Below are 26984 nucleotides of genomic sequence, written 5' to 3' on the forward strand. Positions count from 1 at the left end.
AGAGCGCTAATCCCGTATGGACCACAAGGACAAGCGCTCTGTCATTCCGGCATTCAAAATTTCGTTAAAAGCAGTCAGCTATTTAGAAGCCTTGCCACTCCATAACTCCACTCTGTCCTTCACCAGTTGCGTGTATTGCTGTTCCATTTGGACAGCTCCGGCGGCATCCAGTTCTTTAATCATGTTGTCGTATACCGTATCAAAATTGGAAGCCGGTGCTAAAATAGCTTCCGGTATACGTTTGCGGATAATGTCTGTCGTTTTTTTGAATGTAACGTTATAGCTGGATTCATTGTCTGTTGTCAGGTTATAGGCTGCGCCCCAAGGCTTTACATCAAATTCTTTCTTGTCCGGGAACAGATCTTTCCACGTTTTTACGCCATACGCTTTAAGTGATTCTTTCTCCGGCTTCGAATAAGCCGCGATAATTTGTTCCGGGAATTTGGCAGTATAGTAGTTACCTGTAGGGTCCTTCACGCCGTCACCATAGTGTCCGCTGATGAGCGTGTACAAATCTATACCCGTAGATTTATTGAAGTTGGTTGTATTGTTCGTTTTTTGTTCCAGTACATCAGCAGGAATGACGCGTTTGCCGTCTTTAATTTCATAATGCTTGCCTTCGATCCCCCAGTTCACTAGCACCTGTCCTTCATCGGAAGCTAAATAATCAAGAAATTTAATAGCCCGCACCGGGTCCTTGCAATTTTCTGTAATACCTACTCCATAACCGGACGTGAAGCCCGTATCCTGAAAGGAACGATCCTTGTATTCCTCCGAAAGTGTAACTGGAAAATGCGCGTAGCTGGATTCGGATTTACCTGACGCTTTTAACGCATTTTCGGCATCCTGATAACCCCACTCCTGGTCGATCAGACCGAGGACACGGCCGCTGGCAATTTTGGATTTGTATTGATCACTTTTTTGCACAAATGAATCTTTATCGAGCAGTCCTTCATTGTACATGTGGTTCAACCAACGGAAATATTCCTTTTCTTCCGGACGTTTGTAATGAAGCTTCGCTTCAAATGTTTTGGGATCAATAAAATATTCACCATCATCCGGCGCTCCAGTCGTCTGGAAGGCAGGATTTGTTACGGTAATCATAATTCTCCAGTCGTCTGCATCCAACGTGAGTGGGATCGTTTTTTTGCCATTGATCGTCGGATGTTTGGCTGCATAGGTTTTGAGTACGTTTTCATAATCCTGTAGCGTTCTTACCTTTGGATATCCTAGCTCCTTGAGCACCTTATGCTGAATTTCAAATCCCCCCGTCGCGTCAAAACTCTCCTGTCCCACACCTGCATACGTAGGAAGGACATAGATGGATTGATCTTTATTACTGTATTTCAAACGATCCATATAGGGTCCATATAGCTTTTTGAGATTGGGTGCATGATCGTTGATCAGATCTGTCAGATCAATCATGGCCCCCGCATCCACAAGCTTGTTAATATTCGCTTTAGGAGAAACCAAGTCCGGGTATTCTCCACTTGCTGCCATCAAAGCAATTCGGTCATCTCCACCTCCACCGCTGACATCAAATTCCGCATTCAAGGTTACACCTGTTTTCTTGGTGATTTCCTTGCCTATTTCATCCTTCATTCCATTCCATTGTGGGCTTGTATCTGCTCCGAAAAAGCTAAACGTAATCGGGTCTGTGCCGCTGGATGTGCCTTCCTTCGCTGCTTTATCGCTTCCCCCACAACCTGCGAGTGCGGTAAGGGACACCGCGAGCAAGGGAATCAGTGCAAATCTGGACCAGTGTTTTTTCATGTATAAATCCTCCTATATTCCTATGATGACTTCTCCTGCAAATAACTGCTATTTTACTACCGGAATCCTGTCTTTTATGATTTCACTGCCCCCAGTGTCATCCCGCCTACAAAATATTTTTGCAGGAACGGATATACCATCAGGATGGGGAGCGTAACCGTAATCGTGATTGCCATTTTAATCGACTCTGGTGAAATTTGAGCCATTTGCTTAGCCATATCGTTACTATTCGTCATACTGGAGCCGCCTTGCTGCGTACTTTGCAGTATCTTCATCAGCTCATACTGTAGCGTCGTCCATTGCGGCGCCCCACCATTATACAAATACGTATCAAACCAAGCATTCCACTGACCTACTGCCAGAAAAAGAGCAATCGTTGCCAATACTGGTTTGCACAGCGGCAAAATAATTCTCCAGTAAATCGTAAAATCATTCGCCCCATCGAGTTTGGCAGACTCCTGCAACGCATATGGCAAACCGTCCATAAAGGAACGAATGACAAACACGTTAAATGCGCTAATTAAGCCTGGAAAAATGTACACCCAAAACGAACCCAGCAGATGCAGATCACGCATCAAAATAAACACGGGCACCATCCCGCCAGAAAAATACATCGTCAACGCCAAAAACGTAGAAATAAACTTACGAGCGCGAAACTCGACCCGACTCAATGTAAAAGCAAGCATAGACGCGCAAATCAATCCGAGTACTGTTCCGACCAAAGTACGAAGAATAGATATTTGCAGTCCCTGAAGAAGGCCATCGTACTGGAAAATCGTTTTGTAATTTTCGAGCGTAAATTGGCGGGGCCATATATAAATTCCACCGCGAACCGTGTCCGTTGAATTGTTCAGGGAAATCGCAAGTACGTTCAGAAACGGGTACAGCGTCAACACCACGATCAGAGCCATGAGGATATAATTGAACAGGTCAAACAGCTTCTCAGACCGGGTAGCATTAAATGCCTTATTCGTCATTTCGCTTCTCCCTCCCTACATGATGCTTTCTTTGGTCAGTTTTTTGAATATACCGTTCGCCGTAAACAACAGCAAAATGCTAACCAGTGAGTTGAAAATACCAATTGCCGTCCCATAAGAGAAGCGACCCAAATTAATCCCGTAATTGAGCGCGTACAGATCCAACACCTCGGAATAATCCGTCACGAGACTATTGCCAAGCAAGAACTGCTTTTCAAAACCATTGCTCACCAGATGCCCAATCGCCATAATGAACAGAACGGCAATCGTCGAGCGGATACCCGGCAGTGTAATATGCCACATCTGTCTCCAGCGGCTCGCTCCATCCACGCGCGATGCTTCATACTGTTCTTGATCAATTCCGGTGATTGCAGCTAAATAAATAATCGTATTCCAGCCCGTCTCTTTCCATATGTCGGAAGCGGTTACAATGTACCAGAACCAGCTCCCCTTTGCCATGAACTGAATCGGCTCATCCACAATATGAAGCGCTACCAATATATCGTTGACAATGCCTCCGTCAATGGACAGCATTTTCGTGACCAATCCAGCCACAACTACCCAGGATACAAAATGCGGGAGGTAGGATATCGTCTGTACAAACCGTTTGAACAACATACCACGCAGCTCATTTAACAGAATTGCAAAGAAGATCGGTACGACAAAACCAAATATAATCCCCATCAGGCTCATCGCCAGTGTATTACGTAATACTAGATAAAATCGTTCGTCCTGAAATAACTCAATAAAGTTATTCAGCCCTACCCATTTCTGGTCCGTAAAGGATTTAGCTGGCTTATAATTTTGAAACGCCATCGTCCAGCCCCAAAGCGGAAGATAGCTGAAAACAAACACCCATATGACGAAAGGAATGGACATAAAATAAAGATACTTTTGCTGCTTCACACTGTCCCACAAGCCTTTTCTACCACGTTCAGGCTTCGGGCCGCGAGCCTTGCGTGGTCTTCCCCGATTGGATTCAGGAATCACAGCACTATTGTTGGAAGCGGTTTCAGTTGAAGATTCCATAACAAGCTCCTCCTCATCTCTAGATACTATTATCATACTTTGCTGGCTTGGAAGCGGGTACCCGACGAATTAGGAGAAAAATCAGTTCAAAATTAGATATATGGGATGAAAAAAATTACATTCGTGCCACTACGCATGCGGATGGTGCTTCCCTCGCTGTTGTCCCCGGATTTCTTGAATAAGCAACCAAAGGTAGAAATCCGGGGACAAAGGCGACCGCTTCGCTTGTCCAGCACCATTCCGCCTGCTCCGTTCTCATGTAAATTTTCTGAGAGAAGTCTTGTAAAAAACAAAAGATCAGCAATGTAAGCTGATCAGAGGTAAAGGATAATGCATATTGCACCACAGGTGGATGATGGTATATATACAGACTGTCGCAATTAACCTAATTGATTAAAGGAAAAAAATAGCTTTCTAGCATCAAAGTGCTAGAAAGCTATTTTGATTTATTTTACCGTGATCGTCCCGAAGTACATGTACATGCCACAATTATACTCATATACCCCTGGCTTCAAATCCTTGACGGTAAAATAATTATTTTCGTGATCCAGGTAAACGTCCATTCCGATCTTCAACGACTGCACTTCATCAATGCAAGTAAAGGATGTCATTTTCTTGAAATTGATTTTGGTTGGAACGCCGGATTTCACTTCAATATTTTTAGGATAGAAACCGTCCCCTTTTACACCCACTGTAACAATCTCATATTTGGTCTTGTCTGGCTCTTCCTGAGCTTGTTTAGGTTGACTCGCCGGAAACGACGACACGCTCCCCTGAAAATAAAACAAGACAAACCCGCCCATGCTCAGGGCTACAAAACCAATCAGCATCAAATGCCAATGCTTAGAGATAAGTGCTTTCATTCATATCAGCCCCTCCAGTTGAGTGTCTACAGTTGAGTGTCTACATGTGACGCATCAACTCTAACCAGTATATAAAAGTTAATCAAAATTTTATATACCTCATTTCACAGGCTCGGATGATCCAGCTCATACAGGTTGCGGTATCGGGGCTGCTCCTGCCAAAGCTTTTCATGACTGCCCCGCATGGAAATGACCCCTTTTTCCATAAAAATCACCTCGTCCATATGCTCCATTCCTGTCAGATGATGCGTGATCCAGATCAATGTTTTGCCTTTCAGCACACGAAACATCGTCTGCATGAGTTCATGCTCTGTCAGTGGGTCAAGTCCCACTGTTGGCTCATCCAGCAAAACAATCGGGTGATTTTGCAGCAAAATCCGCGCCAGTGCAATTCGCTGTTTTTCTCCACCGGAAAAACGAAGCCCCGTCTCCTGCATTCGGGTATCGTAGCCCTCCGGCAAAGAATCAATTAGAGTTCCAAGCCCTACCTGCTCTGTTACTGCACGAACCTCATCCAGCGTAGCATCGGGTCGTCCCAGCCGAATATTGTTCGCTACCGTTGTATCGAATAAATACGGCTGCTGGTTTAGCACCGCAAATAAACTGGAGTATGCTCCACCTGTATATACGGGAATCCCTGCGACAGTGACGCTACCTTCATCAGGCTGCAATGCTCCCTGAATCAGGTTCAGCAGCGTGGACTTGCCCGCACCACTGCGGCCAAGCAATGCAACCTTGCCCCCCTGCGGTACGTGCAGGGAGATATTACGCACGCTCCATTCCTGCGTTGCCGCATAGCGGTAGCTTACGTTGTTCAGCAGCAGGTCTCCTCCGAGGCCCAATCGCATAGCGGTAGCCTGTTCCTCTAGAATGTCTGCTGTTCCGCCTGCTCCCGGTGTAGGTGTGTCTTTCTCCGAATCCTTTAACCGTCGAAGTGAATCCTGATACTCCGGTGCATGAACCACCGCTTCTCCAGCGCGAACGAAGGCATCCAGCAATGGAAAAGCCACAAGGGCAAAGGATGCCAGCCATGTGGCTTCTATACGATTCTGTGCTACCAGTCCCCCGGCCCACACAGTCATAATCACAATCCCGCCGCCTACAACGCATTGTGCGATCCAATGAGAACGCCACTCGCTCCGGCGAAGTGAATTCTCCATCACGGCAGCCCTATTGTGCCGTTGTGTAAAGGTACTCAGGAAATGCCCAGTCCGTCCGCTCAGCACCAGGTCACTCATGCCGAACAGAGCATCCGTCAGCTCCTGATAGGCTTTACTCCGTTCCTGCTTGAACATTCGCCGTTTGGCGAGTGAGGTCCATAGTGAGATAGCTGGGGCAATAAAAAGCAAAAATCCGCCATATAGCGCCATGAGCAGGGCAAAGGTTCCGTCCATCCGTCCGAGCGCCAAGATGCCTGCTGCATAAATCAGCAAAGCCGATAGCGCAGGCAGAACTAGCTTCAGATAGATGTTTTGAAGCTGCTCAATATCCTCTGCCAGCAATCCCAATAGATCCCCTGTACGGAATTTGCTGCGAATCATCAGCGCCTGCGGTTCTACTGCCCGATATAAGCGTACCCGCATACGGGACACCAGACGCAGTGCGGCATCATGCCCTACCAAGCGCTCCAGGTACTGAATAACCGCTTTACTAAAGCCAAATGTTCGCACAAGCACAATTGGAACGTACACCATTAATATATTTTCCGGTTTTAAGGCCGAACGGGTAATCAGATGACCGGACGTAAAGAGCAACGCGCCCGCACATCCAATGGCCAGCGCGCCCAAAAGAGCAGCTATCAGAAAGGCCCAAAAATATTGTCTCAGATACGTCACAAACCAGCCTTGACTGCTATTGTCCGTTACTCTCATATCGTCCGTTCCCTCCTTCCCACATCCCCGTCAGCAATCGGTAATATGCCCCCTTACGGGCAATCAATTGCTGATGAGAGCCTACTTCTTCCAGACGCCCTTGATCCATCATCCAGACACAGTCCATATCTGACATCCAATGAAGCCGATGGGTGGCAAGAAACATTCTCTTATGTTTCAAAACCGATAAAATCGTCTGTTTTAGCTCCCATTCTGTCTCAATATCCAGATGGGCCGTAGGCTCATCCAATAAAACGACCGGACGATTACTGAGCAATGCCCGCGCCAACGCAATCCGCTGTGCCTGCCCTCCGCTCAGTGTCCGACCTGCTTCACCAATGGGCTCATTCAATCCACCCGGAAGACCGTCTACCAGTTCACGCAGTCCAACCGCGTCAATCGCCCATTCTACCTGCTGGTTGGATGCCTCGGGTTCATAAAAGCGGATATTATCTGCCAGAGAAGCGCTAAACAGGTATGGGTGCTGTGGAATATAGGCAATATGCCGTTGCCATTCAGCTTTGGCATCCCCAGCCAATCCGCATCCATTCAGGAGCAGCTCACCCGAAGTGGGATCAGCAAAGCCGCCAAGCAGACTAAGCAGCGTCGTTTTACCTGCACCGCTAGCGCCAACGATGCCGATCATGTTCATGTGCGGTTCAACATGTGCAGACACATGTTCAAGCCGAGCCGAACCGTCTTCATTCAGGAGGCACACATCAGATAGCTCGAGAATGTCCAGTCCCGTGATGTCCAATCCTTTATCGCTAGCTGCCTGTTTATTCGGCTCGGTCGCATTATCTTCTGTACTGAGAATGGAGCGTATTGCTCCCCAAGCCTCCTTACCATCCAGTGAAGCATGATAGTCTGATCCCAACTGGCGTATGGGCATAAAATATTCTGGTGCCAGAATAAGCACCGCAAGCGCTGCCTCCAAACCTACCGAGCCACTAATCAGGCGCAAACCCAAGCCTACCGCGACAAAAGCGACCGATAGCATACTAAAAAAATCGAGGGCAAATGAGGAAAGAAACGCTACCCGCAGCGTTCGCATCGTTGCCGTGCGGTATTGGTCGCTGACCTTCCCAACCGATTCCCCATGCTCTTGGCTACGCCCCAAAAACCTTAGTGTCTGAAGTCCACGCAGCGAATCCGTGAAATGGTGAGATAACAGACGATAGGAACGCCACTGCTTGTCTGCCTGCTTCCGCGCCGCCAAGCCGAGCAAAATAAAGAAGCCCACCAGTATCGGCATCGTAGTCGTCAAAATCACACCTGAAATGACATCCAATGTGAAAACATACACAAGCACAAGTATAGTTACAGCCATCATGTCAATCATTCGAGGAATGGACAGTTCCAAATACGTGCGAAAACGATCTATGCCGTCCAGCGCTAGCGTCACCAACTTGCCGCTGCCTTCCTGCGCTGCAAAACCCGGCCCCCGTTCGAACAAACGTGCAAGCAGACGCTCCCGTAAGGAAGCGCCTGAAGCTTCGGCAAAACGGCCGGCTGTCCGACGTTGCAGCCAGATCATCGTATGCCTCATTGCAAAAGCTGCGAAAAACAACGCCAGCGACGGCCAAGCCATCACCAGCGGATTTTTATCAAACAAAATCGTAACAGCCTTTGCCAAGAAGACTGCTTGTGCAATCACAGCAGCCCCCTGGAGCAGGGAAAGGGCAGCCAGTAGCAGCATTACTGGCCGAATGCCCTTTAATTCTAACCATGCCTTATCCATTAGTATTCCAAATGATCCTTCTCACTGAGACGCTTATGGAAAACAAAATAGCTCCACGCCTGATAAGCCAGCACAAAGGGTAAAAGCGTTGCTGCAACAATCGTCATGGCTTTCAGTGTGTAATGACTGGAGCTTGCATTATAAATCGTCAAATCAAAAGCACTGTTAATCGAGCTCACCATAAATCTTGGGAACAAACCAACGAATAACGAAACGAAGGTCAGCAAAATCAATGCACCTGTCATCCCGAAGGCCCATCCTTCGCGGCGCTGCTTCAGGAAGTACCACGTCAGCACATAGGCGACAATTCCCACTGCTACCGCAGCATACATAAAGGGACCGCGACGTGCAAATAAATCCGTTGCAAAATAAGTCCATACCACCATGCCAGCGAGTAAAATGCCCAATACCGGAAGAAATTTGGACGCAATCACGCGAGCACGATCCCGTACTTCTCCAATCGTCCGCAGGGAAATGAACGTCAGCCCATGCATTAGGCACATTCCGACCACTGTCAGTCCAATCCATACGGTGTATCCATTGAACACATCGGAAAATCCAGCTTTCAAATCCATGTTTTGCTGAATAGGTACACCTTTCACCAAAGCCGCAAAAGCCATACCGAACAGCATCGGCGGTAGAAAGCTACCAATCAGAATGCAGGCATCCCACGTTCCTGTCCACCATTTCCCTTCAGCCTTGCCGCGGAACTCAAAAGAAACTCCACGCAAGATCAAACCTAGCAAAATAAAGACAAATACCAGATAATATCCGCTGAACATAGTTGCATAAAAATGCGGGAAAGCGGCAAACATCGCACCTGCTGCTGTAATCAGCCACACTTCGTTGGCATCCCAAAATGGACCAATCGTATTGATCATCAAACGTTTTTGTTGGTCATTGCGCGGTACCAATCCCGTGGCCATCCCCACGCCAAAATCAAAGCCCTCCAGAAAAAAGAAACCGGTAAACAACACTGCGATCAATAAGAACCATAAATCATTTAGCGTCATTATTGTCACCCCCTTGGGCAAATGGATCATGAATTACCGTTTGCTGATGTGGCTCGATATCTGGACCTTTGCGAGCCGTACGGTAAAACAGAAATGCCAGCACACCTGTTAAAATTAAATATAATGTGGTAAATGAGATGAACGAGAACAGCACTTCTCCTGCCACAACCGTAGGCGAAACAGAATCTTTTGTTTGAAGCAAACCAAATACAGTCCACGGTTGGCGACCTATTTCGGTCATGATCCAACCAGCAGTATTCCCAATGAATGGAAGGGATATCCCCCATATCATAAGACGGAAGAACCAGCGATGTGAACCTTCCAGCTTTTTACGGAACGTCAGGTAAGCACCGTATAAAGCGAGTGCAATCATGCCACATCCCGCCGCAATCATAATACGGAAGCTCCAGAACGTGGTACGTACTGGCGGGATATAATCGCCCGGACCATAGGTTTTTTCATATTCTGCTTGAAGCTCATTCATACCAGGCACAGAGCCGGAAAATTTACTATAAGATAGAAAACTCAGAGCAAAAGGAACTTTAATTTCAAAGGTATTTTCCTTCTTTTCAGGATCAATACCCGCGATAACTGTCCAAGGAGCGGGGTCACCGCTGTTCTCCCATAAGCCCTCACTGGCAGCCATCTTCATCGGTTGTGTTTTCACTAAATATTGAGCCTGACCATGACCAAACAAAGGAATAGCAATGGCACTGATTAAGGCAACAATAACGCTCAATTTGAAAGAAGGTTTAAAAAAGTCCATATTCTTTTTGTGCATCAGCTTCCATGCACTGATACCCGCGATAAGAAATGCCCCCGTTGCAAAAGCAGCAAACAATGTATGCGGGAATTCCCATAACAGTTGTTCGTTCGTTAACAGTGCAGCAAAATCTCTCATTTCTGCACGTCCATTTTGAATCTCATATCCTACTGGACGCTGCATGAATGAATTAGCAGCTAGAATCCACAATGCCGATAGCATCGTACCGATAGATACCAACCACATACAAATTAAATGGACCGTTTTGGACAATCTTTCCCAACCGAATACCCATAATCCGATAAAGGTCGATTCCAGGAAAAATGCAAGCAGCGCTTCAATCGCCAGCGGCGTACCGAATACATCACCGACAAAACGGGAAAAGTCCGACCAATTCATCCCGAACTGGAATTCTTGCAAAATCCCGGTGACTACGCCCAATGCAAAGTTAATCAGCAGAAACGTTCCCCAGAATTGAGCCATTTTTTTGTACAAGTCATTTTTTTTGATAACATACATAGTCTCCATAATTGCCACCAATAACGACAATCCAATGGAGATCGGCACATAAACAAAGTGAAGAATCGTTGTGGTTGCAAACTGCAACCGTGCCAAATCCAATACGTCCATGATGTTGCTCCTCCCCCTGCACTTCTCTTAACATTGATTTATAGTGTCTGTAATCTGAAGTCTTCTACATTTGTGATAGTATTCACATTCTTACATATGCAGCGGTCACTTTTTAGAAAATGACTCACTCAACTACCTTCACCATGGTTGTCATGATCCGGCTTCAGATTATCCCCATTATATAGAATAAATTTAAATGAAATAGAATCGAAAATGTGAACATCGTGTCAAATATGTGTCATAACGATGGCGATTTGATGAAAACAGCCTAAACTTCATAATAAATGTGACATTTTCGATTGATCTATCCATTTATCCGCCATAAAAAAAGAGCCTCTCTTCGTTCGGAGGTCGTACCTCCGACATCTGTAAGAGAGACTTCATAGCGTTAAACCTAGGGATTCTATCAACAGCCATCTGTTCCTCCGTTCTTTTGAACCCGATTACGGTAGGAGGAAGGTGACATTCCAACATACTTTTTAAATTTACTATGAAAATAATCTGCATTCGCATATCCTACGCGTTCCGCCACCTGGTGCACCTTAATTCCTTGAGCAAGCAATTCTCTTGCTCGCTCAATCCTCACCTTATCCAGGTAGGCATTAAAGGCCTCGCCAGTATGACTTTTGAACAGTTTGCCCAAATAGCCACTATTGTAATTGAACATATCTGCCAGTAACTCCAGTCGCAAATTTTCATCATAATGACTATGTATAAAGTCAATCATTTGTTTCATGATGATGTCCTTGCCACTAGGATCAGTCTGGCCAATCCATTGCAACACATGCTCCAGCGAGTGATCCACCAGCTCGCCCAATGTGGAATAAGCATATACATCGGTTATAAAGCTGGAGTGCTCCTCCACCACGGTTCGGCTATGATCCTGTCCGGCTGCATACTTGTTCAACGCCAGTGTGAATGTTTGGGCGAACGCCGCCTTGATTGCAGATTCTGTGCGATAAATCCGTGGAAATTGCCCTTCCATTTCCTTAATGACACGGGTTGCAGCTTCACTATTAGCCATATCTAGCGCATAGTACAGCTTTTCTGCATAACGTATGGGATCATCTGTGGCACTATCAGACGCTCCACTCCTTTCAGTCTCGACTGTCTCCAATTCGTGTAGGTCTCCGGAAAGCATGACTCTTTCTGCCCGGAACAAAAACGTACGCTCCAATAATCGTAGTGCCTGCTCAAAAGATCTGGGAATGTCGTTAAGAATGGCTACAGAATCACCGGCAGCCACATAAATTTCCGTAGCCCACGGCTTTAGCTCCTGTCGCCAAGCAGCCAGTAACTGAACAGCATCTTTCTCCGTTTTTAACGTGGCGGGAAGCAAAAGACCCATATATATTCCAGCCTCAAACACGATACCTCTGCCCTGCTCATGGCACAATTCCGTTAGCCGCTGCTTTGCTGCCGACTGCCGAGCTTGCCGATCCCAGTCAGGAATACGTAAATCCAGCAGAATAACCTGATAGCTACTCCAGTCCAACGCTGGTAACGCAGGCTGTTGTCCATGTTTTCCGTTACCGCTTTGATGTTCAGCTTGCTCGGATGCTTTGTGCAGAGAATCGCTGCCTTCTACGGCATTACGAGCATGCTCTCGATGAACCGGAAACAATAATGCTTCGATCCAATTACGCTCATGGGAAGGCGTACTTCCCCATTTACCGTCTTCTTTCTCGTCCTCAATGTTTTGCCATACCCGTTTCAACTCTGTCGTCATTTCTTCCTCATCAACTGGCTTCAGTAGATAGCCATCTACCCCGAAGCCCAAGGCTTGCCGTGCATAATCAAAGTCTGCATATCCGCTTAATATGAGAAAATGAAACGGCTCTCCGTTCTTTTCACGTATGCTTCGTATGACCTCCAGTCCACTCATCCCGGGCATACGAATATCTACAATGACCAACTCCGGCCGATGCTCTCCGAACTTATCCAGAGCCTCGCGTCCGTTCCCTGCCGTATCGACAATACGGAAGCCACAATTCCCCCAGTCAATAATAGAGGACAATCCTTCACGAATCGCAGGCTCATCATCTACAATCATTGCTTTATACATTCGACTCTTCCTCCCTTGGTATGGAAAAGTATACGGTTGTTCCTACTTGTAATGCGCTTTCAATATGCAGTCCATTACGTTCGCCGTACATCAATGTCAGACGTTGGTGTACATTACGCAGGCCAATACTGCTCCCTTCCGGCTCATCCGCCCCCCTGATCCGATCTAGCAGACGGGTCAGTTGCCCAGCTTCCATGCCGATCCCGTCATCTTCTACTTTAATTTTCAACTCTCTTTGTTCTATTGTAATATCTACCTTCACGGTAACTGGCTCTTCCTTATTTTCCAGGCCATGAATGACTGCATTTTCCACCAGCGGTTGTATGATTAAGGGAGGAATCGACATGTCCGTCGCGCTTTCTTCCAAATTCACTTCATAGATCAAACGATTTCCAAATCTGAACTGCTGAATTTGCAAATAGGACCGCACCATATCCAGCTCCTGTAGTACCGTCGTTTTACCACTGCCAATCTCCAGATTCCGGCGCATCAGCCTGCCAAGCAAACGCACCGTCGTTGCAATTTCCGCTTCCCCATTCAGATGTGCTTTCATTCGAATGGACTCTAACGCATTAAACAGAAAGTGCGGATTAATTTGGCTGGCCATCATTTTTAGCTTGATATCCTTTTGTGCCAATTCCAGCCTGTTGTTGTGCTCACTCGTCTCATAGACCTGCGCCATGAGTTGGCGAATACTACTCACCATATAGTTGAAACGGCGGGATAAATCCCCGATCTCGTCCTTTCCCTCCACACTCGATACCACATGAAAATCGCCCGCGGCTACCTTACCCAGCTCATAGCTCAACCGCTGTAGTCGTTTGGTAATCAGCCAGGAAATGATGGTGATTAGAATCAGTGCCATAACCAGCACTGCAAGAACACATAAAGCACCAATCAGGCTGATTCGGTTGGCTCCCTGTACAATATGCTCCGTCGAAAACACTGAAATAATCGTAAATCCGCTCACACTGGAGGCGGGCAGCAGCTCATCCACGATGATGTTGGAGGACTTCCCGTTGATTTTCGCTTCATATATTCCCTTACCCGCACGCTGGACATCAAAGCCCAAATGTAAATTTCCCAACGTCTGACCCACCGACTGCGGACGAGTAGCTGCGACCACAATACCATTACGATCTGCAATCAATGTTTCAAAGGGCTCCTTGCTCAGCATATGATTCAACTCGGTCTGACTCAGCGATATCATCAGAACTCCCTTGGTATTGTATTCGGGAAATGGAATTTGCCGTACAAGGCTCAGGCGATTAACCGGGTTATCTTCCTTATCCTGAATGTAAAACCAGTTAATCGCCGTCCCCTTCAAAGCCGTTTGGAACCACTGCTGCCGCTCAATGTTAGAGTCCACTGGAATAAACTCCAGATTATTGACAAGCGTCGGATTGTACGAATAGAACCGGATGGTAGCAACTTCTCTATATTGCTGAGTATACTCATTAAAATCCTTGTATTGATGATACGCATTCATGAGCTCAAGCATGCCCGAATAGCGGCGGTTCGCCATCTCCCTCAGCCTTTTATCGAACATGAGCCCATTTGAAATATCCGTTGGCACACGCAGTAAATTTGCCGTCTGGCTCTTGATCTTTTCCACATTGTTTACCGTCTGGGCAATTGCACTATTCAATGCCTGCTCTCGCAAATAAAAAGTAACGCAGCCGCCCACCACCAGCACCGGGATCATGACAATCAGTACGTAGGAGAACAGCAGCTTATTCCGCATACGCATATTATTCATCAAAAGCCGTACTCCACGATTCATGCCATCCCTCCCATAAGATAAGCGCTTACATTTTTATGTATTTTCACATTCTCTATCACAATCTACACGTTTCCAGTTTAAAGCTTCGTAACCTCTATATCCATATTTTTTTGCAAAATTAAAAAAATGTGGCGAACGGAGTCACCACACTTTACGGATCATGAGCTATTTACGTACAAAAGGTTCGATATGCACTCCCTGCGGCAGCTTGTGCGGATCTTCCGGATTGATACGGTCATAGAACATAATACCGTCCAAATGGTCCATTTCATGCTGTACTACAATCGCTGCATAACCTTTGAAAGTCAATAGCTCCTGTGTTCCGTCTGGCAAATTGGCCTTAATACGAATTTTTTCATAACGAGGTACATATCCGGCTACGTACCGATCTACAGACAAGCACCCCTCACCTTGTTCCAAATAAATCATGGACGTGGAGTGGCTGACCAGCTTCGGATTAAACAACGCATACTCTACCGTTTTGTCCCCATCTTCATAATAAATAGCGCACATTCTTTTGTTCAAACCTATCTGGTTCGCAGATAATCCCACACCCGGGCGCAGCTCATAGCGGGTAGCCAGCTCTTCATTTTGGCTATTTTTCAGATAATCCAGCATCCATTGCATCTGTTGAAGATCCTCTTCAGACAGTGGCAAGCATACCGGATCCACCTTCGTACGCAAAATAGACTCCCCTTCACGCACGATATCCTTCGTGAGAAGCATGTCCATCGATTGATTACTCATTCGTCAGCCTCGATTCATTAAAATAAATATACTTTCATGTTATTCTGCAAAAGTTAGGGGAGTTCCCAATATTCCTACAAGTTTTATCCCATAAATTATATCTATTCATGAAATGGATTGTCAAAATGAAGCGGTATTTAAGCCATTAAATATTCATTGCCTTAATGGTTTATCTAATTAACAATTATACTGATGCTCTATATATCCTTAAACGAAAAACCCCCTTAACCAATGAAATGGTCAGGAGATTTTTTTGCCGTTATCATACCTTTGAAATTAATCTACGTATCTTTTCTTACTATTAAGATGGCTGCTCCAACGCACTTGGAGCTTCACTAAACAGCTGCGCCTTTGGATTCGGCTGTGTCCAGGTATTATAATATTGCGAGTTCTTGCCATAGGAATTGTCAATGACAACATGCGGCATATCAAGTAGACAGGCCAGAATGTGACCGTGCAGCCGTGAAGTGCGAACCTCTCGATAAGAGCTGAACAGCGTAACCGCCTTGTTCATGAGATGGTCTGTGTACTTGTACCAGAATGTTCGCGTAGGCAACGGGCCACCAATTTTCTTATCCAGTCGATAAAACTTCTGGAAATAGACAATTCCCTTCACTTCCAGCGGAGTGAACAAAGTATCCCAGTCCAGACGGTGAGCGGCATCTGCCTCGTCATCGAACTTCTTTTGTCCACCCACCGTTTCAATATCTGTGCGCAGGAAATACAATACATCCTTCACTGTTTCTGTAGTCGGCTTCAATGGCCAGAGCTGGTGTGCCATATCAGGACATAGTGTGATACTGCACTGGTTCAGCTTGTCCTTAGCCCACTGATAGGAGCGTGTATCCCGCACAAACATATGTAGATCTGGATGAGCATTGAACAAGGCAGCGACTTCATTAGCCTTCTGTTCAGATTGAAAGTGGATCGTCTGCGGCATAATCACAATTCGGTGGTTAGGGAAATCGCGAACGATGCGTTCTCGCAAATTTTGGTGATTTGAATAGAGATCGCCGAAGTTGCCGCCGCCGTGGCACACGATAATCCAGTCACCCGGAATTTGAAGCCGATCGGGAATATCCATAGCGCTATAACGGGCACGGACACGGATGCCATTATCCTTGAAGAACGCTTCGGTGCCTTTCATGATGAGTACATCCCCACCGTTATTATAGACGGGATAATCGACATAAATGATATTCGAACCTTGGGGGACTACGTCGAGAATGACGCTCAGCTTATTTTTCAGTTTAGCCATGGGATGCAAATTCGGCATCTTTCAGTTCTCCCTTCCTGCGCTTCTTTTGTATAGTCTGAATGACAAATGTAATATCACTTTTATCAAAAATGATCCGTGATAGCGGAACATTGAAAAACATGGGGAACGAGAACAGTGAGAATGCCAACCGTACACAAGCGCCTACAAGCAAAGCAATAGCAATGCCGTCCAGACCAAAGATCGGTGTACAAATAAAAAATAGACCGACGGTGATCGCATAGGCTACAATTTGCCGGAACAATACCAGTCCCGGACGTCCCAGCGCGTTAAAGGCCGAAGCCAGAATCCATGAGCCGCCACCAATGATACATTCCAGTGACAGCAGGTAGAACGTTAGCGATGCTTCCAGAAAAGCGGGGCCGTACAGCAAACCCAGCATATAGCGTCCAATGAAGAGAGCAGGCACAATGACGATTAGCATCGCAGCCATAGAGATGCGAAAAGCACGACCTACTGTTTCGACAATCTTGCTGTGCTCCATCCCCGTCACCTTAGGAAAAGTAACGTTAGTGACGGCATTTTGCACCACATTGAACACACGAGACAAGGCGTAGACGACAGAGTACAGACCGAACGCTTTGGGTGATAGCAGCGCCACAATAACGATTTTGTCCGTTTGTGTGGACAGCGTCCCCATCAGCTCCATCCCGTAAACCCTCGCTCCATAGCTATAATAAGGACGAAGCACTTGGCGGCTGGTAAATGGGCGGAAAGCACGCACATTCATATACTTGCGCAAACGGAGGAACGCCCATACTAGCGCAAGGAAACTCGCGGCAAAATTCACTGCTCCTGCCAGCTGCACATTGAGCAGGCCCATCAGCCACAGTGTCACCAGACCGATGAAATTCAGTAACGGGTAGTAAAACAACAGACCGTTATATACGCTAAATCGATCCAGCCCTTGCGACAATGCTGTCGTCAGCGCTGTAAGCACTGCCAGCGGTATGGCTGCCGCACAATAAAGCTGGGACAGCTGGATGATATCCGCACCATAACCATTCAGCCACAGCGGCATGCATATCCAGGCCACCGCTCCCGCCAACAAGCTGGCAGGCAACTGAATCCAGAGCGACAATGCCAGCAGTTCTTCCGTCGTGCCTGTTTTCTTCTTGATGTTATAAATTAACGACGTTGGTAATCCGAAGCTCAACACACTGCCGATCAGCGTAGGCCAGAACAGAACTGCCGCCAGTTCTCCTTTCCCCTCTACTCCGAGCATACGTGCGGTCAGGATGGAAGTCAGGGTCGTGACGATTAGCACAAAAAAATTGTTAAAGCTCGTGCGCATGATCGTTTTGGCGAGACTGTCACCCGTGAATACTTTCCTTGCTGCTGTCCATGTGCTCATGTTACGTCCAACTCCTGTTCCTTATTAAGCCTCTCGTCTCTATGCTCACATTGCGTCTTTTGACGCACCTCCATCAGCCTACCGTTTTTTTGGAATTGCGTTCAGGCAACTGTCCCCCGCCAACAGGCTCCTTTGGACTTGAAAAGATTGCTTTCAACGCTCTTCTATAGCCTTGAATGGCAGTATGATTTTTCTTGGGCTTTTCTCTCAAAATCTGATACAACGTCGTCCAGTATAGTGCTGCATAACCAATCGGCCCAGATCCCTCGTCACGCAGCAAATGAATATGATTCATCACCCGCATATAAGTAACCTGCTCCATATTGTCGCGCGAGGACGGCGATTCGTGATGAAGCAGCGTAAGCGCCGGGTTAATGTATAACGGACCACTTTTCATTGCGATGCGTGAAAGTAATAAATCCTCGCCTACGCTATAGCTTTGCAACCAAGGTACCGGCTCCAGACTACGAATCGCCTCACGGCGAAATGACATATTGCAGCCATGGAAAAACTGGGTTCTAAACGTCTTCTTGGCCTTATGCCAGTTATACATCGAGCCGGACTGACCGCTGAGGGACAACCTCCCTTTGGACAAAGACTGCTGGAATGACAGCAAGCATCGAATCGTTCCCATGAAGCTGTTACTCATTCCCTGTGCAATACCGCCAACACCAGCGGCCTGCGGATAAGCCTCATAGGTACGCATCAACTCATTCAAATAGTTGCTCGGCAGCTCAACATCATCGTCAAGGAACAAAATGATGTCACCCTGCGCAAGTTCAGCTGTCTTTACACGAGATAACCATAATCCCGGCTGCTCCTTGCGATGATATCGGTAGGTAATTCCCGCTCTGCCCAACTGACGCTCATAACGTTCCAGCACATGCTTTGGCAGTTCTCCGTCGTCAATAATCCATAGCTCGGTTTCACATGCCTCCGGTGCTCCCCCAATGGCAATTGAATTAATGCATCGGGTTAGATCATCAACCCGATTTCGGGTGCACAGAGCAATGGACAAGCTTAACATCATACTCCCCCTTTATCCTGTCAGTGTGTAAAGAAAACAGTTTACTGAACCGCCGGGCCTAAATATTCGTTATATTTTTGCTTGCGCGGGTTCAGAATGAACAACACCCCCTGCTTGTATCCATCTGCGGCATTAAAATTGCGACGCAGCGTTTCTTTGAGCATCAAGTAGGATAAGGTCCATAAAAGAGCTCCATACTGAATCACTCCAGCCTTTTTCAAAGCAAGAAAATAATAGTGGTTAATTGCTGTAGCCTTGGCTACTTTGCCCGCCTTATCGCGCGAGCTTGGAGATTCATGATGAATGATGGTTAAGTCAGGATTGATAACCAATTTGCCGTAACGGCTCGCCAACTGGCACATGTACAAATCGTCAGCCACGGCATAACTGGTCATCCACGGATACGGCTTCATGTCCCGAAGCGCATCCCTCCGAAATGACATATTGCAGCCATGGAAAAATTCTGTATCGAAAACCTCAGTCGCTTCGCCCCAACGCAGCAAAGAACCTGCCAGACTACTAGGCGAGAGCTTGCCGAGGGATGAAGACATCTGAAATGTCAAAACGCCCAGCAGCTTTCCTGCCCGGCTCGAATGTAATCCCTTTGCAATCCCTCCAACACCCACAATCGTTTCATCCTGATCATAGGTATCGAGCAAGCGCCGGATATAGAGTTTATCGTCCAGTTCTGCATCATCGTCAAAATACAGCACAATATCATACCGCACAAGAGACAAGGCCTCATAGCGGGACAACCAAACGCCGGGACGACTTTTTTTATAATATTTCAAAACGCTTTGAGGCAATCCGGATACCATGTGACGGTACTGCTCGATCTGTTGGTCGGAAATATCGCCGTCATCAACAATCAGCAGTTCTACAGCCGTATGCTCCAATTGCTGCTGTACTGCAATAGATTGTATACAGCGTGTCAGGTCTTCGATCCGGTTGCGGGTACAAATGATGATGGAGACATCGGACATGCCATTACCTCCTGTGTGTGTATCCAGATGCTTTGGAAGAGATATTCTAAGTTTTTCCAATTGCTGGATTATATATGTTTATTGTATCTTTGACAGCGTTTTAGTGTATATACCTCTTTTGTATACTTTTTCAGTCTCCAAAAGGGTAGACAATCCTCTAAAAAGAGCAAAAAAATAGGATTGGCTTCTAGTGCCAATCCTGATTTACCCCTGGAAGTCCAGAAACAACGTCGCATTCACATACCGACGTGCCATGGACAAAAAATAACTATTTTGCACCGCTACCGCTGCCACCAGCAAAGTATTACGCACTGCTTCACACTGGTTAGGGGTCAAATGCTGTAAACGGCTGGTGTATTGATCGGCCGCCTGAACCAGCAGCTCCTCTGTCGCAGCTTCCTGGCGCTGCTGTCCTGTAACGGAATTTCCGTTGTCCTTTGCATAGCCTGCTCCAGCAACATCGAGCAGTTGGTCTCCGTTCGCATCCAGCTCCTCAAACAAAGTTGAATAGGCGGCGTACAAATCGACCGGCTGAATCAGATCGTCCGTATCATCTTCGGGTTGTTGGAACAGGATATGAAATAGCTGACGAATGGATTCAAAATCAAGACATGATTTTAAATCTTCCACAATGAGCAATATAGCTGCCTGGTTGACCGAGTACTTTTTGCCGATCTTCGGAGCGCCGAGAAATTCCTTGAAGTCGCGTTTGACCCAATTTTGCATAGATGCCAGTGAGACATGGCTGTATTCGACCAGTTGACCCAGGGAAACGATCTCCTGCAGCGAAAAGGCTGCGCTGTGCTTACCCTTGATGATTTTATCTAGCACAGGTGTCACGTCGGTGTATAAAAATGTCGGCATCGTGCTCCCGGAACGGGCGAGATGGCTATGAGTGCGCCTCCAGGCGTCCTGTAGAACGGCCAAAGGCTGCAATTCGCGGCGACCTTCCATGGCCAGCAGCAAATGGGCCATATCACGACGAGTAAGGGTAAAAGACTCCATCTGCTTTCCTCCCTTTATTACATTTCAAGTTCATTTGAACTCATCATACGCCCTCAAACTAGGCTTGTAAAGTGAAGCAATGAGCCGTGCGGGTTCTATTATGCCTTATTTTCCGTGTAAATTGGAGGTAGGTGACCTGCTATGATTCCATATGAACCTTGTATATTTCCTTTTAAGTTCTTAAAATAAGTTCAAGTGAACTTAAAATGGAGTTCCTTAAAAAATTGAACGAAAAAGGGATGAGTGAAAATTATATGGGTATAGGTGTCAGTCTATTTTTGTTTGCGGTGTTGATTTTATTTAGTGCTTTTTTCGTGGCTACCGAGTTTGCGATTATTAAAATCCGTTCCAGCCGGGTCGATCAGCTGGTCGTGGAGAACCGTAAAAACGCACTGGCGCTACAAAAAGTCGTCAATAATCTGGACGGCTACCTGTCCGCCTGTCAGCTTGGTATTACGATTACAGCGTTGGGACTCGGCTGGCTCGGTGAACCGACCGTAGTCAAATTGCTGGAGCCTCTCTTTCAACAGCTCAACATCAATGGGGATTTTTCACATATCCTGGCCTTTATTATTTCATTCGTCATTGTAACTTACCTGCACGTGGTGATCGGCGAACTGGCTCCCAAAACATTGGCGATCCGCAAAGCGGAAGCTGTCAGTCTGTTAACCTCCCCAGTGATCGTGTGGTTTAATCGGATTATGTATCCGTTTATTTGGCTCCTTAACGGCTCGGCCAATCGTCTGGTTCGTCTGTTTGGTCTTCAACCGGCTAGTGAGCATGAAGAAGCGCACTCTCAGGAAGAAATTCAGATCATTTTGTCCGAAAGCGTGGAAAGTGGTAAGATCAATAACACCGAATATGGCTACGTAAATCGTATCTTTGCTTTTGACGAGACCGTTGCCAAAGAAATTATGGTACCACGTACAGATATGGTATGCTTGTTTACGAATCGCTCGCTACAAGAAAACATGCTGACTATTCACGAAGAGCAGTATACCCGTTTTCCGGTGGCGACAGACAGCAAGGATCAGATCATTGGTATGATTAATACCAAACAGCTATTCCTTGAGTATGATCGCAATCCAGAGCTTGTTTTCGACAGTCTGATTCAACCGATCTTGACCGTTCCGGAAGTTATCCCCGTCAACACACTGCTGAAACGTATGCAGAAGGAGCAGGTTCATATCGCTCTCCTGGTCGATGAATACGGTGGAACCTCCGGCCTCATTACCATTGAGGACATTTTGGAGGAGATTGTTGGCGAAATTCGGGACGAATTTGATAAGGATGAACGGAAGGAAATCGAGAAACTGACGGAGAACAGTTATTTGATGGATGGTAAAGTGATGCTTTCCGATCTGAGTGATCTGACGGGCTTGACATTGGACGATGAAGACGTGGATACTGTCGGAGGGTGGGTGTATAGCCGGGTTCCGGAACCTAGACAGGGCAAGGAATTCATAGAAGAGAATGTGAAATTTATCATTCGTGAAATGGGTAAAAATCGTATTCGTCGGGTGGAGATTATTTTACACCACACATCCCCCGCATCTGAATTGGAAGCAGAATCGGACACTTCTTCCCGGGAGTGAACCGTGTGACCTGAGCGTTTATCTTTGCACTTGACACTTGTGTTCACTCCTACTGAAATGACATATTCCCAGGGCAAACGGCTTAGGTCGTTTGCCCTGCACGCGTGTAAGGAGGAGCTAGTAAAGTGGATATTTTATCTTCTATTATTATGGGAATTATTGAAGGACTGACAGAGTTTTTGCCGGTCTCTTCGACGGGTCACATGATCCTTACGGCTAATCTTCTAGGATTAAACACAGAGAATGATACGGTCAAAACGTTTGAGGTTATCGTACAATTAGGTGCTGTGCTGGCAGTCGTCGTATTATACTGGCGCAGATTCCTGAGCCTGTTTGATTTCAGACGCAAAATCTCGAGTCAGCCACGTCTAAACCTGTTACATATTATTTTAGCCATGATCCCTGCAGGCTTGATTGGCGTACTGTTCCGTGATGTAATCAAGCAATACCTGTTTGGTCCTGAAACGGTTCTCTACAGTTTGGTCATCGGAGGCCTGTTGATGATTGCGGCTGAGAAATTCCATCCGCCCATTAGATCACATACGTTGGATGAGATCACGTACAAACAGGCTTTTACGATCGGTGTGTTCCAAGTCCTAGCTCTGTGGCCAGGCTTCTCCCGTTCAGGCTCAACCATGTCTGGGGGCCTATTCGCACGTGTAAGCCATACGGCAGCCGCGGAATTTACATTCCTCGTATCGGTTCCGGTCATGCTGGGTGCATCGGGTATTGATATGATCAAAAGTATGGATCATCTGTCTATGAGTGATTTCCCAGTGTTCGCGGCCGGCTTTATTACTGCCTTTATCGTCGGGATGCTGGCGATCAAAACATTCCTCGGTCTGCTCAAACGCTTGAGCCTGACTACGTTCGCCATTTACCGCTTCGTGCTGGCGGCTGTGTTCTTTTTCATTATTTTATAAGCCATCGTTTGGTACCAATAAATAAAAAAAGGGATATCCATAGGGTCTGAATGATCAGCCTTGGATATCCCTTTTACTATTTTGCTGAAAGGAAAGATAGTCTGGAACTATCCCTATCATGCGTTCTGATTATTGTTTGGATTCCAGCGTAGTCAAATATTCCGAGATTTGAGCTGGCGTTTTAGCGTATTTGCTGTGCAAATGAGCAATTTTTTCTCCATTACGGAACACGAGCAGACTCGGAATGCCGCGCACTTGATTTTCTTCGGCAATCGGCTGGAATTTCTCCGCATCAAGCGCAAAGAAACGCTTATCTGCGTTTTCTTCAATAATGCCGTCCATAAATTTATCCAGTGTCTTGCAATCCGGACACCAGGTTGTATCAAATTTCACGACAGTCAGACCGTCACCATTAATTAAATCCTGATATTGCTGCTGAGATTCGATGCGTTCCATTCGTTGGTCCCTCCTAGAGTGTATTTATAACGTCTCCATATTCACATATGAATTATAAACCGAGGCTTATTCCTATATTGTAATGATTCTTTTATAAATTGCAACTGGGACGGGTACATGTTTGACACTTGTCCTATACTTGCTCGGATTAGCGATATTGCGCATCATACCGATTGGCTCGGCTGATTTGCTGTAGCGTCTGCCGCTCTTGCCTGGTTAGCGGTGCAATATCCGCAGCAGAAATATTATGCTCCAATTGTCCCAAAGAGCTTGCACCCGGGATCACAGCAGCGACAGTCGGATGAGACAGGCTATAACGGATCGCTGTCTGACCCATACTACGGTCCGCCCCTGCAAATGCCTTTAATTGCTTACGCACGTCCAGCAGCTCTGCTTCATTGTAGTCCAGATATCCCTTGGCTATCTTCCCTTCCCCCTCTTCAGCCAATACACCACTGGCCACTGGCCCACGTGCAATCACGCTAATTCCCCGCTCCTGAAGCAAAGACAGTACCTCTTCCTCTGCACGCCGATCCAGTAAACTATACTGATTCATAACACTAACGATATTCGAACGTTCAACATATTCACGGATGACATGAGGGCGAATGGAGGAAATACCATAGTAACGAATAACGCCCTCCCGCTGTAGTTGCTCAAAAGCCTCTACGGTTTCGTCAATCGGATCGTCAATCGTCCCTCCGTGCAGCTGATACAGGTCGATGTAGTCCGTTCCAAGGCGGCGCAGGCTCTCTTTAACAGCAGACAGGATATATTCCTTGGACGGATCCCATCCCCAGCCCTCCTGTCCCGGTATACGCCGATTGCCGACCTTGGTCGCCAGGATGACCTCCTGCCGCCGTCCACGGATTGCTGTCCCCACAATTTCTTCATTGCGCCCGTGCTGGTACAAATCGGCTGTATCCAACAGGTTTACGCCCCTGTCTAGCGCTTCATGAATCAAGTAAACACCTTGCTGCTCCTCCGTACCGACCGACATACATCCCAAACCAATTTCACCTACCAGCAAATCCGATGATCCCAGGCGGTTTTTTTTCATTTATGCACCCCTCACTTCCAACAACGTATAACTTTAAACTTTTAATATTTCTCTATTGAATCAATTTCATAAATGATTAAACTAACGAAATGTATACCTCATATAGACAAATTAAACCATTTTGATCTATATGTACTCTTTATTAAAGCTACTGAAGGTATTATGAAATTGATTCTATTATACGAAAAAAAATATACAAAAAAAACAACCCCAAAGGCATAGAGACTCCACGCTCTCCAATCCTTTGAGGTTGTTGTATGAAATTCGTATTCCATTCATGCTATCCGAACAGCCATCGGACGGCCTTAGGAAATTGACGCTGAAAACAATCCACACGATGCACCGCATCCTGATCCAACTCAAGGAGCACATCTTTTGCATCCAGTCCCTGTGTCCGCAGCACCTCGTGTGCCTGGAGGGTCAGCGGAACCATATCTTTTTGTACATTCGTCTTCCCTTCACCTTCACGGGTCCCGACAGATATATAAAAGCGATGTATCCCATCCCTCACAGTTGCACAAGATGCAGATTGCATATAACCAATCATACCCGGATACCAATACGAGCCTGAGATGGAACCGACGCGTCCGAATATGTCCTTATACTTGAAGACGGCATACATGGAAATTAATCCGCCCAATGAGGCGCCGATGATTCCCGTATGCTCCGGTCCGGTTTTTACCGGATATCTCCCCTCGACGTACGGCATTACTTTTGTAACCACAAACGCCAGATAGGCATCTCCGCCACCGCCAAAAGCAGGTCTTCCTTCTACTAAAGCAGCTGCCTTCCAAGGCGTATAATCATCCAGCCGATTTACGGGCTGAATACCTACCAGCACGACACGGGGCAACTCTCCTGTAGAAAAACCTCTTTCCAGCTCATCCAACCCGCTTAGAAATAAAGAGCTACCATCCTGCACATACAGCACAGGATACAGCTCATTATGACTCACGAAGACGGGAGGTGTATAGACGTGCACAAGGTACCCATCTAATGGAATTTCATCTACATGACCTTTCATCCTACACAGTCCCCCATGATGTGAATGTATTCATTACAGTGCAGCATCCATTTCCTTGATCATTTCAGATACGGATTCCAGACCATTACCTGACAGGTACCAGTAGTTAGGATCAAGGTATACAATATGACCGTTTTTAAATGCATTGGTTTTCTTCACCAGTTCATTCTCAATGGTTTGTTTACCTGTAACCTGTTCCTTGCCTTCCTCGACCACCACAGCCCCACGGTCAACAACAAAAATATAATCCGGATTTTTTTGCTGCACATATTCAAAAGAAACCTTTTGTCCATGCGTGGATACTTTAATGCCCGGATCTACAGGGGTTACGCCAAAAGCATCATGAATGATACCGAAGCGGGATTGTGAGCCATATGCGCTCAGGCTTCCTTCATTCGTCAGCACGATCAGTCCTTTAGCTTTGCTCGCTACAGCCTTGTCATGTACGGCCTTGATGGAGCTATCAATCGCAGCCAGTTCCTGCTTGGCAGCATCCTCTTTGTCGAAGATTTGACCCAATGTTTCAACGTTTTTCTTAAAGGAATTGATATAATCCTTGGTGTCTACAGCCATCGAAATGGTCGGTGCGATTTTGCTCAACTCTTTATATGCATCAGCTTGTCTGCCGCCGATGATGATGAGTTCAGGAGACAGATCACTGATTTTCTCGTAATCCGGTTCAAACAGCGTGCCCGCACTTGCATATTTGGAATCTTTATATTTGCTCAAATACGTAGGAAGATCCTGCTGCGCTACTGCCGCAACGTCAACACCCAGCTTATCCAGCGTATCCAATGAACCGAAATCAAAGACAACGACATTTTTTGGATTAACTTTGACTTGGACTGGTTTTTCATCCAGTGCGTGTTTGACCGAGATGGTTTTGGATTCCGTTGTTGCAGCAGAGGAGCCGTTTTCAGTCGCTTCCTGTGTTGCCGGAGCTGCTTTGCCACAGGCTGACACAATCAGTACCAACGCAAGCATCAGCGTTAAAAACATCATATTTTTCTTCATTTAACATTCCCC

At 46.5% G+C, this 26984-nt stretch carries 22 protein-coding genes; 2 read left to right on the top strand and 20 right to left on the bottom strand.

Features of this window, described 5'->3' with window-relative positions; translation table 11 throughout:
- Positions 1 to 78: 78 nt before the first annotated feature.
- From JOE49_RS01495 to JOE49_RS01570, 16 genes are all read right to left on the bottom strand, one after another.
- A complete protein-coding gene (locus JOE49_RS01495) occupies positions 79 to 1773 on the bottom strand; it encodes an ABC transporter substrate-binding protein (protein WP_023990332.1) in 1695 nt (564 codons plus the stop codon).
- A gap of 74 nt (positions 1774 to 1847) precedes the next feature.
- Positions 1848 to 2750 carry a carbohydrate ABC transporter permease gene (locus JOE49_RS01500; RefSeq protein WP_023990333.1) on the bottom strand — a complete coding sequence of 301 codons (903 nt, stop codon included), beginning with the start codon at positions 2748 to 2750 and terminating at the stop codon, positions 1848 to 1850.
- A gap of 15 nt (positions 2751 to 2765) precedes the next feature.
- Positions 2766 to 3779 (bottom strand): ABC transporter permease, encoded by a 1014-nt coding sequence (locus tag JOE49_RS01505; protein ID WP_076295644.1) that lies wholly within the window; start codon positions 3777 to 3779, stop codon positions 2766 to 2768.
- 446 nt (positions 3780 to 4225) lie between these two features.
- The gene (locus JOE49_RS01510) at positions 4226 to 4642 is read right to left on the bottom strand and encodes a cupredoxin domain-containing protein (protein WP_160789927.1); all 417 of its coding nucleotides are present in this window, start codon (positions 4640 to 4642) and stop codon (positions 4226 to 4228) included.
- 104 nt (positions 4643 to 4746) lie between these two features.
- Positions 4747 to 6513, bottom strand: coding sequence for a thiol reductant ABC exporter subunit CydC (gene cydC, locus JOE49_RS01515; RefSeq protein ID WP_209940452.1), 1767 nt, complete (start codon positions 6511 to 6513; stop codon positions 4747 to 4749).
- Entirely contained in the window at positions 6494 to 8254 is a 1761-nt protein-coding gene (gene cydD, locus JOE49_RS01520; RefSeq protein WP_209940453.1) for a thiol reductant ABC exporter subunit CydD, read from the bottom strand. The genes cydC and cydD overlap by 20 nt, the downstream gene beginning before the upstream one ends.
- The gene (gene cydB / locus JOE49_RS01525) at positions 8254 to 9267 is read right to left on the bottom strand and encodes a cytochrome d ubiquinol oxidase subunit II (protein WP_068938260.1); all 1014 of its coding nucleotides are present in this window, start codon (positions 9265 to 9267) and stop codon (positions 8254 to 8256) included. The genes cydD and cydB overlap by 1 nt, the downstream gene beginning before the upstream one ends.
- Positions 9254 to 10660: a cytochrome ubiquinol oxidase subunit I gene (locus tag JOE49_RS01530; RefSeq protein ID WP_160789446.1), complete on the bottom strand. Its 1407-nt coding sequence runs from the start codon at positions 10658 to 10660 to the stop codon at positions 9254 to 9256. The genes cydB and JOE49_RS01530 overlap by 14 nt, the downstream gene beginning before the upstream one ends.
- 406 nt (positions 10661 to 11066) lie before the next feature.
- The gene (locus JOE49_RS01535) at positions 11067 to 12725 is read right to left on the bottom strand and encodes a response regulator transcription factor (RefSeq protein WP_209940454.1); all 1659 of its coding nucleotides are present in this window, start codon (positions 12723 to 12725) and stop codon (positions 11067 to 11069) included.
- Positions 12718 to 14508: a cache domain-containing sensor histidine kinase gene (locus JOE49_RS01540; RefSeq protein WP_209940455.1), complete on the bottom strand. Its 1791-nt coding sequence runs from the start codon at positions 14506 to 14508 to the stop codon at positions 12718 to 12720. Before JOE49_RS01540 ends, JOE49_RS01535 begins: the two co-directional genes overlap by 8 nt.
- A gap of 165 nt (positions 14509 to 14673) precedes the next feature.
- Entirely contained in the window at positions 14674 to 15255 is a 582-nt protein-coding gene (def, locus tag JOE49_RS01545; RefSeq protein ID WP_160789443.1) for a peptide deformylase, read from the bottom strand.
- Positions 15256 to 15556: 301 nt separating this feature from the next.
- Positions 15557 to 16531, bottom strand: a complete 975-nt coding sequence (locus tag JOE49_RS01550) for a polysaccharide pyruvyl transferase family protein (RefSeq protein ID WP_023990345.1) — start codon at positions 16529 to 16531, stop codon at positions 15557 to 15559.
- Entirely contained in the window at positions 16506 to 17885 is a 1380-nt protein-coding gene (locus tag JOE49_RS01555) for a lipopolysaccharide biosynthesis protein (protein ID WP_023990346.1), read from the bottom strand. The genes JOE49_RS01550 and JOE49_RS01555 overlap by 26 nt, the downstream gene beginning before the upstream one ends.
- Positions 17886 to 17958: 73 nt before the next feature.
- A complete protein-coding gene (locus tag JOE49_RS01560; protein WP_053326118.1) occupies positions 17959 to 18912 on the bottom strand; it encodes a glycosyltransferase family 2 protein in 954 nt (317 codons plus the stop codon).
- Positions 18913 to 18953: 41 nt separating this feature from the next.
- Positions 18954 to 19895, bottom strand: a complete 942-nt coding sequence (locus JOE49_RS01565) for a glycosyltransferase family 2 protein (RefSeq protein ID WP_023990348.1) — start codon at positions 19893 to 19895, stop codon at positions 18954 to 18956.
- Between the two features lie 204 nt (positions 19896 to 20099).
- Positions 20100 to 20900, bottom strand: coding sequence for a DUF1836 domain-containing protein (locus JOE49_RS01570; RefSeq protein WP_068938264.1), 801 nt, complete (start codon positions 20898 to 20900; stop codon positions 20100 to 20102).
- Between the two features lie 224 nt (positions 20901 to 21124).
- Between JOE49_RS01570 and JOE49_RS01575 the strand changes: the two genes are divergently transcribed.
- Positions 21125 to 22495 carry a hemolysin family protein gene (locus JOE49_RS01575; RefSeq protein ID WP_028541809.1) on the top strand — a complete coding sequence of 457 codons (1371 nt, stop codon included), beginning with the start codon at positions 21125 to 21127 and terminating at the stop codon, positions 22493 to 22495.
- A gap of 125 nt (positions 22496 to 22620) precedes the next feature.
- Entirely contained in the window at positions 22621 to 23418 is a 798-nt protein-coding gene (gene bacA, locus JOE49_RS01580; RefSeq protein WP_028541808.1) for an undecaprenyl-diphosphate phosphatase, read from the top strand.
- Positions 23419 to 23547: 129 nt separating this feature from the next.
- On the opposite strand, the gene JOE49_RS01585 is transcribed toward bacA, so the two are convergent.
- From JOE49_RS01585 to JOE49_RS01600, 4 genes are all read right to left on the bottom strand, one after another.
- Positions 23548 to 23874 carry a thioredoxin family protein gene (locus tag JOE49_RS01585; protein ID WP_013312008.1) on the bottom strand — a complete coding sequence of 109 codons (327 nt, stop codon included), beginning with the start codon at positions 23872 to 23874 and terminating at the stop codon, positions 23548 to 23550.
- Between the two features lie 148 nt (positions 23875 to 24022).
- Positions 24023 to 24934: an aldo/keto reductase gene (locus JOE49_RS01590; RefSeq protein WP_160789153.1), complete on the bottom strand. Its 912-nt coding sequence runs from the start codon at positions 24932 to 24934 to the stop codon at positions 24023 to 24025.
- A gap of 280 nt (positions 24935 to 25214) precedes the next feature.
- Positions 25215 to 25958 carry an alpha/beta hydrolase gene (locus JOE49_RS01595; RefSeq protein WP_209940456.1) on the bottom strand — a complete coding sequence of 248 codons (744 nt, stop codon included), beginning with the start codon at positions 25956 to 25958 and terminating at the stop codon, positions 25215 to 25217.
- A gap of 33 nt (positions 25959 to 25991) precedes the next feature.
- On the bottom strand, positions 25992 to 26972 hold the full coding sequence (locus tag JOE49_RS01600; protein ID WP_209940457.1) for a siderophore ABC transporter substrate-binding protein: 981 nt from the start codon (positions 26970 to 26972) through the stop codon (positions 25992 to 25994).
- Between the last annotated feature and the right edge of the window lie 12 nt (positions 26973 to 26984).

The sequence above is a fragment of the Paenibacillus sp. PvR133 genome, from assembly GCF_017833155.1.
GTDB classification, from domain to species: Bacteria; Bacillota; Bacilli; order Paenibacillales; family Paenibacillaceae; genus Paenibacillus; species Paenibacillus polymyxa_B.